At 38.4% G+C, this 17370-nt stretch carries 17 protein-coding genes and 1 riboswitch; all 17 genes read right to left on the minus strand.

Annotated features, from left to right (window positions below; translation table 11 throughout):
• Positions 1–301: 301 nt before the first annotated feature.
• Complete coding sequence (locus ABZ559_RS08620; RefSeq protein ID WP_367005996.1) at positions 302–1060, minus strand: DivIVA domain-containing protein; 759 nt, start codon at positions 1058–1060, stop codon at positions 302–304.
• 10 nt (positions 1061–1070) lie between these two features.
• Complete coding sequence (locus tag ABZ559_RS08625; RefSeq protein ID WP_367007649.1) at positions 1071–1859, minus strand: RNA-binding protein; 789 nt, start codon at positions 1857–1859, stop codon at positions 1071–1073.
• 1 nt (position 1860) lies between these two features.
• Positions 1861–2118, minus strand: coding sequence for a YggT family protein (locus ABZ559_RS08630; protein ID WP_018375925.1), 258 nt, complete (start codon positions 2116–2118; stop codon positions 1861–1863).
• Positions 2119–2121: 3 nt separating this feature from the next.
• On the minus strand, positions 2122–2748 hold the full coding sequence (locus ABZ559_RS08635; RefSeq protein ID WP_367005997.1) for a cell division protein SepF: 627 nt from the start codon (positions 2746–2748) through the stop codon (positions 2122–2124).
• A gap of 9 nt (positions 2749–2757) precedes the next feature.
• Positions 2758–3432, minus strand: coding sequence for a YggS family pyridoxal phosphate-dependent enzyme (locus tag ABZ559_RS08640; RefSeq protein WP_367005998.1), 675 nt, complete (start codon positions 3430–3432; stop codon positions 2758–2760).
• Between the two features lie 2 nt (positions 3433–3434).
• A complete protein-coding gene (gene ftsZ / locus ABZ559_RS08645) occupies positions 3435–4748 on the minus strand; it encodes a cell division protein FtsZ (protein WP_018375922.1) in 1314 nt (437 codons plus the stop codon).
• A 19-nt stretch (positions 4749–4767) separates the two neighbouring features.
• Complete coding sequence (ftsA, locus tag ABZ559_RS08650) at positions 4768–6135, minus strand: cell division protein FtsA (protein ID WP_367006000.1); 1368 nt, start codon at positions 6133–6135, stop codon at positions 4768–4770.
• Between the two features lie 231 nt (positions 6136–6366).
• The gene (locus ABZ559_RS08655; RefSeq protein ID WP_367006002.1) at positions 6367–7515 is read right to left on the minus strand and encodes an FtsQ-type POTRA domain-containing protein; all 1149 of its coding nucleotides are present in this window, start codon (positions 7513–7515) and stop codon (positions 6367–6369) included.
• Positions 7516–8595 (minus strand): UDP-N-acetylglucosamine--N-acetylmuramyl-(pentapeptide) pyrophosphoryl-undecaprenol N-acetylglucosamine transferase, encoded by a 1080-nt coding sequence (locus ABZ559_RS08660; protein ID WP_367006003.1) that lies wholly within the window; start codon positions 8593–8595, stop codon positions 7516–7518.
• 1 nt (position 8596) lies between these two features.
• Positions 8597–9952 carry a UDP-N-acetylmuramoyl-L-alanine--D-glutamate ligase gene (gene murD / locus ABZ559_RS08665; protein ID WP_367006004.1) on the minus strand — a complete coding sequence of 452 codons (1356 nt, stop codon included), beginning with the start codon at positions 9950–9952 and terminating at the stop codon, positions 8597–8599.
• Between the two features lie 264 nt (positions 9953–10216).
• Positions 10217–10465, minus strand: coding sequence for a DUF3165 family protein (locus tag ABZ559_RS08670; RefSeq protein WP_367006006.1), 249 nt, complete (start codon positions 10463–10465; stop codon positions 10217–10219).
• A 33-nt stretch (positions 10466–10498) separates the two neighbouring features.
• Entirely contained in the window at positions 10499–12343 is a 1845-nt protein-coding gene (gene typA, locus ABZ559_RS08675; RefSeq protein ID WP_018375916.1) for a translational GTPase TypA, read from the minus strand.
• Between the two features lie 272 nt (positions 12344–12615).
• Positions 12616–13122, minus strand: coding sequence for a QueT transporter family protein (locus tag ABZ559_RS08680; protein WP_018375915.1), 507 nt, complete (start codon positions 13120–13122; stop codon positions 12616–12618).
• A riboswitch (PreQ1 riboswitch) is annotated at positions 13120–13216 on the minus strand. It overlaps the preceding gene by 3 nt.
• Positions 13217–13440: 224 nt before the next feature.
• Positions 13441–14373 carry a YihY/virulence factor BrkB family protein gene (locus ABZ559_RS08685; RefSeq protein ID WP_018375914.1) on the minus strand — a complete coding sequence of 311 codons (933 nt, stop codon included), beginning with the start codon at positions 14371–14373 and terminating at the stop codon, positions 13441–13443.
• Position 14374: 1 nt separating this feature from the next.
• Entirely contained in the window at positions 14375–15235 is an 861-nt protein-coding gene (locus ABZ559_RS08690; RefSeq protein ID WP_018375913.1) for a methionyl aminopeptidase, read from the minus strand.
• Between the two features lie 199 nt (positions 15236–15434).
• Positions 15435–16718 carry a CBS-HotDog domain-containing transcription factor SpxR gene (gene spxR / locus ABZ559_RS08695; RefSeq protein ID WP_273413973.1) on the minus strand — a complete coding sequence of 428 codons (1284 nt, stop codon included), beginning with the start codon at positions 16716–16718 and terminating at the stop codon, positions 15435–15437.
• Complete coding sequence (locus ABZ559_RS08700) at positions 16711–17265, minus strand: GNAT family N-acetyltransferase (protein ID WP_367006008.1); 555 nt, start codon at positions 17263–17265, stop codon at positions 16711–16713. Before ABZ559_RS08700 ends, spxR begins: the two co-directional genes overlap by 8 nt.
• Positions 17266–17370 lie beyond the last annotated feature (105 nt).

Below are 17370 nucleotides of genomic sequence, written 5' to 3' on the forward strand. Positions count from 1 at the left end.
TCTGAAAGCTTATAATAATGAGACGGTACTTAATTTTTGCCGTTCAATCATTGCCCAAAAATATAAAAACCACGAACTTTCATAAGGACGAAAGTTCGTGGTACCACCTTAATTTAGGATAACTAATTGTGACATATTAGCCAAAATAGTTATCCCCTCTTGTCATCTGTAAGGTAGATGACCCCTCCTATCTTACTTACTTCAGATAGAAAGATAGAAAATGATCATTTGCATTTAAGAGATTACAAGTCTTACACCATCACTTGCTCGCTGAAAATATTAAATACAAATTCTGTTTTTCTTATTCCTCAATATTTAATTTAAAGGTTTGTGTTTCATTCAAGTTAATTTCTGGATTTTCCTGAGAAACGTTGAAGCTTTGTGTTTCTTCTAAGACCTTATTGCTCTCATCAACCCGTCGTTGTAATTCTTCCATTTCTTCTGGTGAAAATTGACGCGTGGCATCAGTTGACTCTTCATCAACTACTTCTGGAAGTTTTTCATCCAGTACTTTTTCTACAACTTCTCGGAAAGCTGAATCTGAACCTTGAAGATAAGTTGCAGTCGGTTGAAGCAACTCATCCCACTCAGGTGATTTCACCAAACCTAGCTGAGCCTCAATTGAAGCAACCAAACGTTGATGAAAGACACGTGTCTGACGTTTCAAGTCTTCAGTGTCAATTGCTACGCTTTTCGCCTCATCTGCAGCTCCACGTAAAATTTCATTTGCTTTTGATTTTGCTTCATCAAGTAAATGTTGTGCATCGTAATTAGCTTTACTAATCAAATTTGCAGCTTCATTATTAGCTGATGCCTTAACTTTTTCAGCGGTCTCTTGAGCCAAGATAACTGATTGGCTTAAAGATTCCTTCATATCATTGAAATAAGCTAATTTTTCTTCTAAATCTTTGATTTTATTTTCTTGATCGTGCGTACGACGAACTAAATCTTCGTAGTCTTCAACAACGATATCAAGGAATTCATTAACTTCCTCTTCGCTGTAACCTCTAAACTTAGTTGAAAAGGTTTTGTCTTTAATTTCAAGCGCTGTAAGTGCCATCAGTTTCTCCTTATTTATGTGTCATTTTATCTAATGTTAATTTATATTTTCCATTTTTGGAAAATCCATTGTTTGATACGATTGTAAAACGTCCAAATCCACGAATACTAATCCGATCCCCGACTTGGAGCAACTCTGAAATTTTATTTACTTCTTGATAGTTGACTTTGACTTTATCTGCTTCAATAAGTGCACTCGCTTGAGTACGTGAGAGTTTTAAGACAGTTGCGATGATTTTATCTAAACGCATACTTGATACTAAAACATCTATACTTTGAGCAGTATTTTCAGAAACAAGCATTTCTGCAAAATCAATCTCAACCAAGCGAACACTCGCTTTCCCAATTTTTGTAACATTAGTTATAAAATAAGACACCATTTTACTATCAATTAAAAGCTGTGCTCTATTTGGTTGAACTAGAATATCTCCAATAATAGACCGTTTTATGCCAAGTTGATTTATCAAAGTCCCTAGAATTTGACTATGAGTTAAAGAATTAAACTTGGTATTATAAGCAATCTCAACTAAAGTTATTTCAAAATCAGAAAAATCAAAAGTGTAGTAATCAGGTGCAATAATCACCTTCGAATATTCCATTGGATAATAATCGCTAGAAGCCATAACCTGTAAACCGTAAGGATGGCAGAGCGTTCTTGCTATCTCTACTTCCCTAGGATTCAAAAAATCAGTTACTGTAAAAGTGTAGGATGCTTCAACTTTGAGAATGAGATCACGAATTTTTTCCACAAAAGAATATTCAGATGACTTGTAATGTTGGTAAATGTTATCACTGACCATCTTAAAGTAAAACATAAGCCAAAAGGCGAGTTAAAACGTTCAGAACAATTACCACAGCCCAAATAGTGAAATCTAGACCCGCAAATTGAAGATTTAAACGCCTAAAGGGAGCAATCAACGGTTCTACAATAGAGGAAATAAACCGACCTAATGCAGAATCATAGGCTCCTGGGAACCAAGAAAGTAAAGCGTAAATAACCAGCAGATAAGTATAAAGCTGTATGACTTTAAGTAAAATCTCAAGTATCAATATATTCATCAATTATCGTCTCTTCATATCATAGTCAAATCCTAAGTCCTGTCCAGGATGTTGATGGTTTAGTTCCTCAATATCAACGACAACATTTGATGGTGTCAGAAGAAACATTGACGGTCCTACCTTCTGAAGTTTACCATACAAAACCTTACTTGCCCCATCAATAAAATCTAAACAACGACGTGCCTGTGCATCAAGCATGTATTGAAAATCAATTAAAACACATTCATTAACGATCAAAAGATCAACTATCTCTTGTGCATCATCGTACTGACGTGGGTACTTCAAAGCGATGGTCGTTTGTTGTTCAGAAGCTTGGCCAACTCGAAAACTTTCCTGATTAGCACCAACAGGACGTACAGAAGATGGGATAGTATCCTCCATCGGACGACGTGGTGGAACAGGAGCATGTTGCCTTGGAGAAGGTTGCGTTTGCTGTGGACGCTGAGCTGTTCTAGGGGTTTGAGTTTGGTTAGATCTAGTCGTTTGACTAGGGTTTTGAGCGTTTACTGTCGAATTCGACTTTTGAGTGTGGGTTTCAGAATCTGTCCCAGTTGTAGTTTCTTCAACATCACTCACCTCATCTGTATCAAAGTAAGAAATCAATTTTTCAAATGTATCTTTAAAAGCCATTTCTACCTCCTACTCTTTGAAAAATGACGTTCCGATTCTAACGAAAGTAGAACCTTCCCGAATAGCAATTGGAAAATCGCCACTCATTCCCATACTTAATTCTGTCATTGGTGCGTTCGAAAATTCTTTTTTTTGCAACTGATTTCTGAGTTCATTTGCTGTTTTGAAAATAGTGGATAGTTCTTCCTCAGAAGCTCCAAACGGAGCCATTGTCATCAATCCAACAATTTGAACTTTATCAAAAGTTTCCATCTGCTCTAACGCTTCTAAAACTTCTGATGTTTTAAAACCATGCTTACTGGCTTCCTCAGAAATATTAACTTGCAAGAAACATTTTATTGGATGTTCTGCACGTTTTTGAATTTCAGCAGCCAGTTTGACAGAATCGAGAGCGTGGAAATAATCAACTAAATTGATGACTTCCTTAACCTTTCGCCTTTGCAAACTACCTATTAGATGCCAAATTAGTTTTTTGTTTCTCAAAGCATTGTATTTATCAAGAAATTTATCAACACGATTTTCACCAATGTGCTTGATACCAGTTTCCACAAGTTTTTCAGCTGTTTCAGAATCTACATATTTTGTAACCGCAATAACAGTTACAGAATCCTTATCTCGATGAGCAGCCTCGGCTGCTTGCGAAACCTCGTTAAAAATGAGGTCCTTATTTTTTTGAAAATCCATAATTAACGGTTTTTAAAGAATGGAGGGGTTTCAAGTTCATCGTCTTCGTCATCATTTCCAGCGAAAGCTGACATTGTCAATTTGCTATCTAATTCACCCTCTGCAGGTCGAACAATGTTATCGCGACGCAAATCCCAGCCACCAAACGCTGAGCCTTGTTGATTACGCGGAGTTGATGTTGCTTGTGAACTCGTAGGAATATCATGAGTTTCAGTCATATCAAAATTTTGTTGTCTCTCAAAACTTGGCTGTGCATTCTTCTGAGTTGCATATTGTGCGTATTGAGCACCCGCAGCCTGTTGCGCATTAGTTTGAGTGAAAGTACGCTGACTACTAAAACCCGCAACCTGATCTGCACGATCTTTTCGAACACCTGTTGCTACTACAGTGACACGGATTTCATCTTTCATATCCATATCAATTGAAGTTCCGAGCCAGATATTCACACCCTGACCAGCAGCTTGTGCAACGATTGATGAAGCCTCTTCAGCTTCCGTCAAGGTCATATCAAGTCCACCTGTAACATTGACAATAACATCTTCTGCGCCGTCAATTGTGGTTTCAAGGAGCGGTGAGTAGATAGCTTTGCGTGCTGCTTCAACAATACGTTCTTCACCCGTACCGATACCAATACCCATAAGGGCATTCCCTTTATTTGCCATAACTGTTTTTACATCGGCAAAGTCAAGATTGATAAGACCAGGGCTTGTAATCAAGTCTGTAATCCCTTGAACACCTTGGCGAAGAACATTATCTGCTTCGCTCAAAGCCTCAAGTAATGGTGTTTTCTTATCTACAATTTCAAGTAGATTATTATTTGAGATAATAAGTAAAGTATCTACTTGTTCACGTAATTCTGCAATTCCTTCAGCCGCAAAGTTTCCGCGCTTATTTCCTTCAAAGCCAAAAGGACGAGTAACAACAGCAACTGTGAGAGCCCCTAGACTTTTAGCAATACGAGCAATAACAGGAGCAGCTCCAGTACCAGAACCACCGCCCATACCAGCAGTGATAAAGACCATGTCTGCACCAGTCAGTGCCTCTGTCAACACTTCTTCACTTTCCTCAGCTGCTTTACGCCCAACCTCAGGTTGACCTCCTGCACCAAGACCACGAGTTAACTTTGGACCTAATTGGATAACCGTTTCTGCTTTTGAAGAGCTTAAAGCTTGAATATCGGTATTAGCCGCTATGAACTCAACCCCTGCTACTCCTTCGTCAATCATACGATTGATAGCATTACCGCCGCCACCACCGACGCCGATTACTTTAATTACTGCACCTGATACCGATGCCGCATCAAATGAAAATACCATTTTTAATCCTCACTTATTTTTAGTCAAACATACTTCCTAGAATACCACGAACGCGATCACCTAATTTAGCTTTAGGAGCAGACGAGTCTTTGTCCAAGCTTACTGGGGGTGTTTCTGGCTGCATTTGTGCCACTTGTGGTTCTGGAATAACATTGTCCATATATACTGGTGTAGATCGTTCTAATTGTCCACCAAAGTCCACAGGCTTACGGCGTAACAATTCCTCACCTGATACGGCACGTTGAGCAATAAGATCAACTTCTGACATCATTCCAACATACTCGACAATGCTGATTACATTCGCAAACATAGGATTACGAATTCCAACTTGATTTGGAACAAATAATTTCACCTTAGTACCGAATATCTCTTGTGCTAACTCTACAATGCCAGGCATAATAGCTCCACCACCAATGAGAACAATTCCTCCAGGTAAATCAAGCAGGCGCCCACGTTCTAAATCTTGTTTCACACGTTCTAAAATGTGTCTAACACGCGCTGAAATAATCTCTGCCAAATAGTGCTCTGAAACATCTACCGGCAAGTCACTACCGACCACATCAACTTTCACCGTTTCAGATTTACTTGCTTCTGCAAGGTCAGCGCGACCAAAATTGAACTTCAATGCTTCTGCAATTTGCATTGAAGTCTTCAATACTTTCGAAATATCCTTAGTGATGTATTCACCACCTTCTGGGTAGGTATTTGTATATTGAAGCTCTTGTGCACGCATTGAAGCAACGGTCGTTTGACCACCTCCCATGTCAATCACGGTAGCACCAAACTCACGCTCACCTTCATTAAGAACTGATTTAGCCATAGAAAGTGGTAAAATTACAATATTTTCAAGTTCTATTCCTGCTCGTTCAACTGTCTTACGAAGATTATGCAAGATGGTGCTTGGTCCTGTATAAATCAAACCACGCATCTCCAAGCGAATCCCCATCATCCCTCTAGGATCACGAATTCCTTGGAAACCATCAATGATAAATTCCTCAGGTACTAAAGAAATAACCTCACGTTCAGGGGTTATACTCTTTGTCAGAGCTGATTTTACCACGCTGTCAACGTCTTCATCTTTAATTTCTTTAGACTCACTGGGAACAGGAATCATTCCTTGTGTTGGTTCAATTTGTAATAGGTTTGCAGGAAGACCAACATTAACCTTAGTAATGCTGATACCTGCCTTTTCTTCCGCATCTTGTATCGCCACTTTTATTGTATTTGCCGCAGCTTCGATATCAATAATAATCCCATCTTTCACTCCAGTACTTGGGACGTTACTAACACCGATAACACTCATTTCTCCCGAAATAAACTCCGCAACAAGAACTTTAATCGAGCTAGTTCCTATATCTAATCCTGTAAAAAAGCCATTTCTAGCCATTCACTCGACCTCACTATCTTTCCAATCATTTACTATTCTACCCCTGTCAAAAAGACAGAATTATTCAGAAGATATTATACCATAAAAAAACGTAAAATGTTATCATTTTACGTTTTTTGTTATAGAAACTTAATCTAGCTTTTTTCTTAATTCTTAGGAAGTTACTAGCTTATTTAAAAATAATCTAATTAGAATTTTCCTCTCGAAAATCCTTACTTCAAAGTTTACAATTTACTGCGTTACACTTTGTTCAGTAGATTGACCATCTGAACTTTCTTGTGTTGTTGCCACTTCTGTTGCCGTCGTTGTTTGGCTGTCGCCTTCAGTTGATGCTGTTGTTTCTTCTGTCGTTTTTTCATTAGCCTTAGCTTTATCCGCAGCGGCTTCCTCCTCAATCGCAGCAGTCGTCGTATAAATGCCAACTTCCATATCAACAATACTTGTTTCCTGAAGTTTTCCTTTTATTTTTTCGTAATAGGGAAATTTACTATCAAATTCCGATAAAGGAACTCGAACCAAATTACCATCCCGCATAGTGACTAGAAGTAAATCAGGTGTGGAGGCCGAATTTGCCAAACTAACAGTTTGGATTTGATGCAACAAATCTTCTTTAAGACTTGAAAATGATTTGATTAGCTGTTGAATCTGGTTCTCATCCGTTAAATTGATTGTCACAAATTTTTCAGGCAACTCTGAAGCATTCACCGTATCAACGCGTTTTCCATTTTCCAAGATAGGCTGATAGCCTTGATCTGTTTGGGTATAAGCGACAATACTATACTCGTTCACTTTTAAAGTAAAACGATTCGGAAATTGATAGGTTAAGTTCGCTTTTTTAATCCAAACATTGGAAGTCTCAACAGCTTTTTCATAGTTTTTATGATTTAAAATTAAATTGAAAATATAATCTGAGCTCTTGATACCAGAATCAGACAAAATATCGTGTTCCAAAGCATTTTTGAAACCAGAAATCTTAATCGTCTTTTGCTTGCTCCACGGTGATATGAGAAAGAGAGAAACCATTAAAATCAAACTAGCCAAGATAAAAATTGGCAATGCTCTTTTTACTTGCTTACGACGAGGACTTTTAGCTTTGGTTGTCTGTTTCTTCACCTTTTTTGCCGTATCGTTTGCTTCTTTTTGAACTTCATCCCCCTCAGGAGAAAGTGAACTTTCTTTCATTTCAGGACTTTTTTTGGTCACTTGCTTATCAGAGTCATCTTTAACACGTTGTGCTTTACGCTCAATACGTAGCTTTTCTCTCAAGCGCTCTTTTTCAGCTGCTTCTTCCTTTTTTTTCTTCAAAAATTCCAAATTGCGCTGTTGCCACTCGGTCAACACCACATCTTCATTTGAATTTTGGTCTTTCTTTTTTGACATTTAATTCCCTTTTGTAGCCTTGGCAATATCCGCTGTCAGCAAGTTATAAAATTCGTCTTGTGACTTGATTTCTTTAGAATTTGCCATTGCCTGATAATATTCTTCTCTATGTGACAATAGATGTGCTACCTTTTTATTCAATGTATCAAGAGTCAACTCTGGTTCTTGCAACTGACTAGCATAGCCCTTTTTCTCAAAATAAGCTGCATTTTCCAATTGATCCCCGCGACTAGCTTCACGACCAAGTGGCACAATAAGATGGAGCTTACGCATGGCCACCAACTCAAAAATGGTATTTGAACCTCCACGAGTAACCACGACATCTGCTAAATCCATGAGAGGTTGATACAAATCTGTCACATAGTCCACACGATAGAGATTTTGGGTTAAGTTATTGAGAGATTTATCCCCAGAAATGTTGATAACATTGAACTGTTTGGTTACTTCAGGTGTTTTTGTGATAAAGTCATTAAAAACACGGGCACCCGCAGAACCACCAATAAAGAGCAAGGTTGTTAAGTCAGGATTAAAGTGTTCTTTAATCTCATCAATCTCGGTCTGATGACTATGAGAAGAACTACCTACTTTTGTGATGGCTCCAACATGTTTTGCCTTTACCAGACTTTCTGTCTGTTCAAAGGTTGTGTACATGGTCGTAGCAAATTTATAGGCAATTTTATTAGCCAACCCCATAGATAGATCCGACTCATGCACAAAAACTGGAACTCCTAGTGTTTTTGCAGCAATTACCGGAGGAACTGAAACAAATCCTCCTTTTGAGAAAAGCGCTTGAGGCCTAATTTTTGCAATGATAAGCATGGATTGCAAAATCCCACAGCCAACTTTGAAAACGTCCAACATGTTTTGCCATGAGAAATAGCGGCGAAGCTTACCCGTAGCAATCGCATGAAAAGTTACATTAAAGCCAGATTTGCTAATCTGCTCATGTTCAATGCCGTGCTTATCACCAATATAATGAACCTCCCAACCATCTTTTAAAAACTTGGGAATCAAAATGAGGTTAAGGGTCACATGGCCAACGGTACCGCCACCAGTAAAGACGATTTTTTTCTTTGACATCTTATTCTCCCTTGATTTCTTCAAAGGCCGCGATAAATTCATCTCCACGCACTTCAAAATTCTTATACATGTCCCAACTAGCATTAGCAGGACTAAGTAGGACAATATCTCCAGTACTTGCATTTTCAAAAGCCAAGTGTGACGCTTCGGCTACATCTTTGGCATCCACATAAGCTACACCTGCTTTATCTGCTGCTCGATTCACACGAGGTGCAGACTCGCCTAGGATAACCATAAGTTTAAGACCTGCAATATCTGGTACTAATTCATCAAATTCATTACCACGATCAAGCCCACCAGCAATCAAGATCACTTTACTATTATCAAATCCTGACAGAGCTTTTTGTGTCGCTAAAATATTAGTGGATTTTGAGTCATTGTAAAATTTAACTCCTCTAACCTCACCGAGTGCTTGTAGGCGGTGTTTAACACCTCCAAAATGTGACAACGTTTCCTTAATGGCATCATTGGCAATCCCCGATAATTTAGCAACTGCAATAGTGGCTAAAGCATTTTCAATATTATGGCTGCCGGGTACACCAATCTCATCAGCTTTCATGACAGCTTCGCCTTTAAAATAAAGAGTTCCATTTTCTAAATAAGCACCATCAACTCTTTCAAATGTTGAAAATGGCACAACAGTTGCTTGTGTTTTTTGCGCTAGCTCTTTTGATAAATCTTGGTTGAAATTTAGCACCATGAAGTCTGCATCTGTCATATTTTTTTGAATATTCCATTTGGCTGCCACATAATCTTCAAAGGAGCCATGATAATCAATATGCGTTGGCATAAGATTGGTAATAACTGCAATATGAGGATGAAAACTTTCAACCCCCATTAGTTGGAAAGAAGATAATTCCATAACCAAAGTATCTTGGGCGGTCGCCGTTTGCGCTACCTTTGAAGCTGGAAATCCTATATTTCCAGACAAAAGTCCCGACTGACCACCATTATTCAAAACATCAGCAATCATTGTTGTGGTCGTCGTTTTACCATTTGAACCTGTGATTCCGATAATTGGTGCCTCCGAGATGAGGTAAGCCAGTTCAACCTCAGTAATGACAGGAATGCCTTTTTCAAGCGCACGTGCCACCATTGGGTTATCGTAACGAATTCCTGGATTTTTCACCATGAGTTCAAAGTTTTCATCTAAAAGCTCCAAAGGATGGCTACCACAAATGACTTTGATACCATCTTCTAACAAGGCTTGGGCAGATGGGTTTTCATCAAAAGGTTTGCCATCATTGACCGTCACAATAGCTTTCAACTTAGTCAAAAGACGTGCTGCCGCCTCACCAGACTTTGCCAGACCAAGCACCAAAACTTTTTTATTTTCAAATGTTTTTACTGATTTCATTGGGAATTCATCCATCCTATCATTATTATCGTTTATTATTCTACCTTTATTTGTTCGCTTTTTCAAGATTTAGCCCCAAAGACAAGGTTTGCCTTTATACTCTTTGAAAATCAAATTCAGATATTGTTGTCCTGACTTGATGAACTTCAGTTCTATCTACACCTGCGTCGCCTAGTCTGATTTTGATTTTCATTAAGTATTAGAAGTTTAACCATTTCTGTCGTCATTAGAAAAAGGTCAGACAAAACGTCTAACCTCCCTTATTTATTTTTTGGGATGCGCTGGCATCCGCAGAACATCACGAATGGCAAAATAGCCCAATACAATCATACCCAACGCAATGAAAATTTCTGGGGGTGACTGTAAAATCTTGATAAAACTCATACCAGCTAAAACCAAGAGTAAGGCCACCGCACCAACAATACCAATTGCATTCAAAGTATTTTGAACTGTTTTAGGTGCCATAAATAAATAATACAAAACTAACAAAATCGCTACGATTAAATAAAACATGGCATTCCTTTCATGAGAAAAGATAACTAAAGATTAGTCGTCACTCAATTTTTTCTTTTTAGCCGCTTTAGCACGCAGGTTCTTATCAAGAATTTGTTTACGCAAACGAATTGATTCTGGCGTTACTTCCATGTACTCATCATCATTCAAGAATTCAAGTGATTCTTCAAGAGTCAGAATACGTGGTGTCTTAATAACTGCTGTTTGGTCTTTGGTAGCTGAACGGACGTTGGTCATTTGTTTAGCCTTGGTAATATTTACAGTCAAGTCATTATCACGTGAATTTTCACCGATAATCATACCTTCATAAACTTCTGTACCTGGGTTGACAAAGATAGTACCACGTTCTTCGATAGACATGATTGAGTAAGTGGTTGCCTTACCTGCATCAATAGAAACAAGGGCACCACGGTGACGGCCACCGATTTCAGCTTGAACAACTGGCAAGTATTGGTCAAAAGTATGGTTCATGATACCGTAACCACGTGTCATTGATAAAAATTCGGTAGAGTAACCAATAAGTCCACGTGCTGGTACAAGGAAAATCAAACGGGTTTGTCCGTTACCAGTTGCTTGCATATCAAGCATTTCACCCTTGCGTTCTGAAAGGGATTGGATAACAGAACCTTGATATTCTTCAGGAGTATCAATTTGCACGCGTTCAAATGGTTCACATTTGACACCATCAATTTCTTTGATGATAACTTCTGGACGAGACACTTGAAGCTCATAGCCTTCACGACGCATGGTTTCAATCAGGATAGACAAGTGCAATTCTCCACGACCTGAAACAGTCCATTTATCTGGTGAATCAGTTGGATCAACACGCAATGATACGTCTGTTTGCAATTCAGCAAGCAAGCGTTCTTCAACCTTACGGGATGTTACCCATTTACCTTCACGACCTGCAAAAGGTGAGTTGTTGACCAAGAAAGTCATTTGAAGGGTTGGTTCATCAATGTGAAGAATTGGCAATGGTTCTACGCAATCTGTTGGTGTGATTGTTTCTCCAACAAAAATGTCTTCCATACCTGAAACAGCAATCAAATCACCAGCTTTAGCTTCTTGGATTTCCTTACGCTCAAGACCAAAGAAACCAAAGAGTTTAGTTACACGGAAGTTCTTAGTTGTGCCATCAAGTTTTGACAATGTTACTTGGTCACCAACTTTTACAGTACCACGGAAGACACGTCCAATACCAATACGTCCAACAAAGTCGTTGTAGTCAAGAAGAGATACTTGGAATTGAAGCGGCTCATCTGAGTTATCTACAGGCGCTGGGATATGTTCAATGATAGTATCAAAGATTGGAGCCATAGTGTGCTCTTGGTCAGCAGGATCATCAGACAATGATGAGGTTCCATTGATAGCTGAGGCATAAACCACAGGGAATTCCAATTGGTCATCATCGGCCCCAAGTTCAATGAAAAGCTCAAGGACTTCATCAACTACTTCTTCTGGACGAGCTGATGGCTTGTCGATCTTGTTCACCACGACAATTGGTGTCAAATTTTGTTCGAGTGCTTTTTTCAACACGAAACGTGTTTGAGGCATTGTTCCTTCATAGGCATCTACAACAAGAACAACCCCATCAACCATCTTCATAATACGTTCCACTTCACCACCGAAGTCCGCGTGTCCTGGTGTGTCCATGATATTGATACGTGTACCGTTGTATGCAACAGCAGTATTTTTAGCAAGGATAGTAATCCCGCGCTCCTTTTCAAGGTCATTTGAGTCCATAGCACGCTCTTGAAGTTCTTTACGCTCATCAAGGGTGTGTGATTGTTTCAATAGTTCATCAACAAGGGTAGTTTTACCGTGGTCAACGTGGGCAATAATGGCAACGTTGCGGATATCGTCTCTTAATTTAGTCATGATTTCCTCTTTATTTTTATTCTAACTGTAGAATTATACCACATTTTTTGTAAAATAGCAGAGCTGAGATTGCTGTAAACGTTTTTTATTTACCTTTTATTTACCTTTATTTAAAGGATAACCTAAAAATCTAAGAAAATAGGTCTATTCTTCTAAGATACCTTTATTATGAATAAACTCTGATTTTTGCCATTTTTTCACTACTTATGTTTATATAAGAGTAAGATAGACCATAAAAGCACTCATCAACTTTAAGCCGATGAGTGCTTTTCTTATTTGGTCAAATCAATACGTTTCCCCAAATTATCCATAATAAGTGAACCAATAAGCAGCGAAGCCAATTCTCCAACTGCTGTTGTGAACCATGTCAATAGGAATGGTGCGCCAAAGTAGGTGAGTTCAATTGCCACCGTTACCATTGACGCTGCAAAGAAAAATGAGAAGTAAAAAAATGCTTTATTAAACAAGCCATTAAACAGATACTCTTTCTTGTAGCGGTCAAACAAAATCACGCCCAGAGTTACAAAGACGAGGGTGGATCCGCCACCAACCAGAACATCAACCAGACCAAAACTATAAAAATTTGAAATCATACATCCTAAGGTTAAGCCGACAATATACTTGCGATTATAGAAAGCAGTAAAATTCAACATTTCAGAAATACGGAATTGATAGGCACCATAACTGATAGCGTTGAGTGGGGGGGTGATTGTCAACACAATATAAAGCGCAGCAATCAAGGCTACTTGAACAAAATCACGGACAGTAAACTGTTTCATAAAATTTCTCCTTTAAGTGAACATTGTCACCTGTAATATGCTTGGTGAAAGGGAACTAAGCACCAAGGGTTGTTCACAGAGTTTTTATGACTTTGACGATTAAGGAAACTTCGCTTCCTAATTTCCTATTTTCAATAATTTGCTAGATTATCGAAAATCGCTTTACCTTACTCAAGTGCAAAATTATGGTTGCTATCTCGTATTAAAAGGCAAGCTAAAAGACTATAAAAATTCAGAACAACGATATCAGTTTAACATAAAAGATGATATTTTCCAACCAATATAAAAAATAAGTTTGGAACAAAACTAATTCCAAACTTATTTTTTTGTTTTCTCATGATTCTTTCGATTTTGGATAATGGAGAGGACATCACCTCGCCTACTTTCTAACTTTCCTTGGCTTAATTCTTGATAAGTAGCGTTAAAAACAGCACCAAAAATCAAGATATGAGCAAGAAAGATAAACCACAGCATAACTACAAAAATCACGATTGAACCAAAAGTTTTCAAATCCACCATCCGTTCAAAATTTCGAATAATATAATTCCCAAACAAATTATTCAAAAACACAATGACAACAGCTGTAAATATCGTTCCTGGCAAAATATAACGTAGGCGTCTAATACGGACATTAGGAAGAATGAAGTAAAGTACCATCAGACCAATAACGATGGTTAATATTGTAACTGGCTGTGCTAAATTTAAAATAATGTCTGTAATTGTAGCATTTAAATCATACTTACTTCGAATAACTTGTAAAGCAGCTTTTGAAAAAGTTGAAAAAAGCAAAACAAACGTTAAGAGAAAGAGAATAAGTAGACTTGCCAATATCCCCACCAGACGACCTATCACAAAGTCTCGATGCTGAGCGACACCATAAGCCTTATTGATAGCTTTTTGTAGCGATGTTAAGGATTTGCTCATTGTCCACAAGGCGGTCACAGTGGCCACTCCCAAGATGGAACCGGAAGGTTTTGAAAAAATATCAATGGTGATACTAGATACAGACTTGTAAACGTTAGAAGGCAGATTTTGCTTCATAAAAATCAGTAAGTCAGTAATATCAATGTTTAAATAGGGGAAAATATTTGCTGCTATGACAATTAAAGGAAAGGCAGTCAGCAGCAGATAATAGGCGACCGCTATGGCAGATAAATCTACCTCCGCACTGCGATAATGTTTAAGGTAGACTTGTAGAGGTGGCCATTCTAATTTTTCCCAGAGCTTATCTAGCAGTCGCTTACGGTTCATCTTAGTAAGTTCTTTCTTCTCCTTGACTGGTCAGAATAACTGGACCATCTTTAGTAATGACAAATTGATGCTCATATTGACAAGATAGACCGCCATCAAGCGTTTTGTGCGCCCAACCAGTTTTCATATCAGTATCAATTTCCCAAGTACCCGTGTTAATCATTGGCTCAACGGTTAGTACCATCCCTTCACGCAGCCTCAGACCACGTCCTGCTACACCATAGTGAGGAACCATTGGTTCTTCGTGCATGGTTGGACCAACACCGTGTCCGACTAGATCACGAACAACGCCATAACCCCGACTTTCAGCATATTCTTGGATAGCTGCACCAATGTCACCAATACGATTTCCGATAACAGCTTTTTCAATGCCTTTGTAGAGACACTCCTTTGTCACATCCATCAAGTCTTTAACTTCTTGTGAGACATTCCCCACAGCGTAAGCCCAACAAGAGTCTGCTAGGCCACCTGTGTAATTCTCTGTGTATTTCTTAACTTGAGCAACATTGTTGAAATTAAGTTTAGACACATCAAGAATGGCTTTATCCAAAGGCTCACTCAAAACCATGTCAACCTTTAGTAAATCCCCCTCTTTCAGGATATAGTGTCGTGGGAAGGCGTGGGCAACTTCGTCATTAAGACCGCAGCAAGTTGCATAAGGATAGTCCATCACAGCACCGTCAACACCAATTTGCAGAGGAAGAACGTTAGCTTCTTTGCAGCGACGACGTACGTACTCCTCTACCTCCCACATGTCTAATCCTGGTTTGATTAAATCACGTAAACCGATATGAATGCTGGCAAGAAAATCTCCTGCTCTATCCATAGCTTCGATTTCACGCGCTGATTTTAAAGTAATCATGTTTAGTTTTTCTCCTCCAAATAAATCGAAACAAAACTCGTTTCAATTCTCTTTTTTAATATGGTCATTCAATTTAGCGAGCATTACACTTTGAACTCACTGAAATGAAACAAAGCAACCAATAGCATATCCCACTGACCTACAACAAGGTTAAGCCAGCGACCTAGACTATTGATTTTCAAAGAGTATAAGTATGCTACTAGTTAATCTTTGTTGTGACAACAGCTTTAGCAACGATTTGGTCTTCTAAGAACACTTCAAAGTCCAAGGTTGAACTGCGGCGGCTTTCTGTTATAATCCGAGGTTTGATAATCAGACGATCATCAATCTGGACAGCCTGTAAAAAGTATATCATCATTTGTTCAATAATGATATTCTTTTGGTTCTTTTTCGTCAAAACACGCAGAGAAATTTCTTTCAAAAATTCTGTCAAAACACCTTGTGCCAAACTTCCAGCTTGATCAATCATAGCAGGTTCAACGACAAACTGAAAACCATCTTCCTCATTTAAAAGATTGGATAAAATTTGATCACTATAGGTGTAGAGATTGTTGTGTTGAAAATTAGGCATATTTTCCATAGCCTGCCGACGCGTAATGACACCAACAACTGTCATATCATCTAACACAACTGGCAACATGTTTAAGTCTTCAAAAATCATTTTTTGGCTGATATTAGCCAAACTCATTTCAGGTTTAGCAATAATAGGATTTGCCGTCATCACTTGTTTTATGCTGATGTGAGAATCCTGATCAACGACATCACGCATACTAACCAATCCTACTAATTTGTTATCCTCTGTTATGACAGGAAAACGTACATTTTTACTTTGCTTGATGAGATTATGAAAATCTTTAACGATTGCTGTATCACGTAAAAAACCATAGTCATACAAATTTTGATATGCCTGTTCAACTGTTTTTATGTCAGTCTTGATTCGTACATTTGAAAGTGCATGGTTAATCATCGTCGCAACTGTAAAGGTATCATAGTGAGTCACCATAACAGGAATGCCCTGATTGTTAGCCATACGAATAACACGGTCAGATACTGGAAAACCTCCCGTTACCAAGATAGCATTGTGATTTTCCAAAGCCAGTAGTTGAATATTTTCTCGGTCGCCTACAATCAGCAAGCCTCCCTTAACCAAATAACGACTAATATTTTGCCGTGTCATGGCTCCAATAGAGAACTTACTAAATTCATGTCCCAAGCCTGCTTGTCCTGCCAAGACTTCAGAATCACTGATACGAGCAATTTCTGCATAAGTCAGCTTATCAATTCTCACCTTTGTCTTTTGCTCAACACGTATCGTTCCACTACGAGGTCTCGTTTCAACAATTCCTCGATTTTCAGCTTCCTTTATCGCACGGTAGGCGGTCCCGTCACTGACCTTCAAATGATTGGAAATGCTACGCACACTAACACGTTTGCCAACCGCCAGATTTTCTAAATAATTTAAAATTTCCTGATGCTTACTCATAGCGATACTCCTTGGCTTTTAGCCCGTATTCTACATAATCCCGCATTTTTCGATTGTAACGGTCACTTCCCTTAAAACAGCGCTTAAAGACATAGCCTGCTTTTTTTGCTACTCTTTGGCTAGCAAGATTTTCTTTATGAACAATAATGCTGAGTTTTTTTAAGTAAAAGGAATGAAAAGCCAGAAATGTCACTGTTTTCAGACATTCTGTCATGATTCCTCGTCCCCAAAAGTCACGATGAAGAAAATAGCCAATTTCTGCAGTTCTATCTGAAACATTCAAATGTTCAAAACGAATAGCACCAATCATACGACTGCTTGATTTATCCTCAATAGCCCAAATTCCTAAAGGATTTTTCATAAAATAATAAACTAAAAGAAAATCGCTTTCTTCCTGACTGGCCTGATATGGAAAAATAAAAGGTAGATTTTCCCTATTAGAAGAAATTTCAAAAAAATCATCACTATCCACAAAAGAAAACGGCCGTAAAATCATGCGTTCCGTTTCTACTGTCGCATACTGGCTCAATGCTACCCAAATATCCATATGATTATTATAGCACAGATATGCGTTTAACCCAAATTTGTATCATTCTAAATCATGTCTAAAAAAAGCCACGAGAAAAACTCGCAGCCTTTAGAACCTGTATTC

This window comes from Streptococcus sp. ZY19097 (assembly GCF_040731245.1).
Lineage (GTDB): Bacteria > Bacillota > Bacilli > Lactobacillales > Streptococcaceae > Streptococcus > Streptococcus orisratti.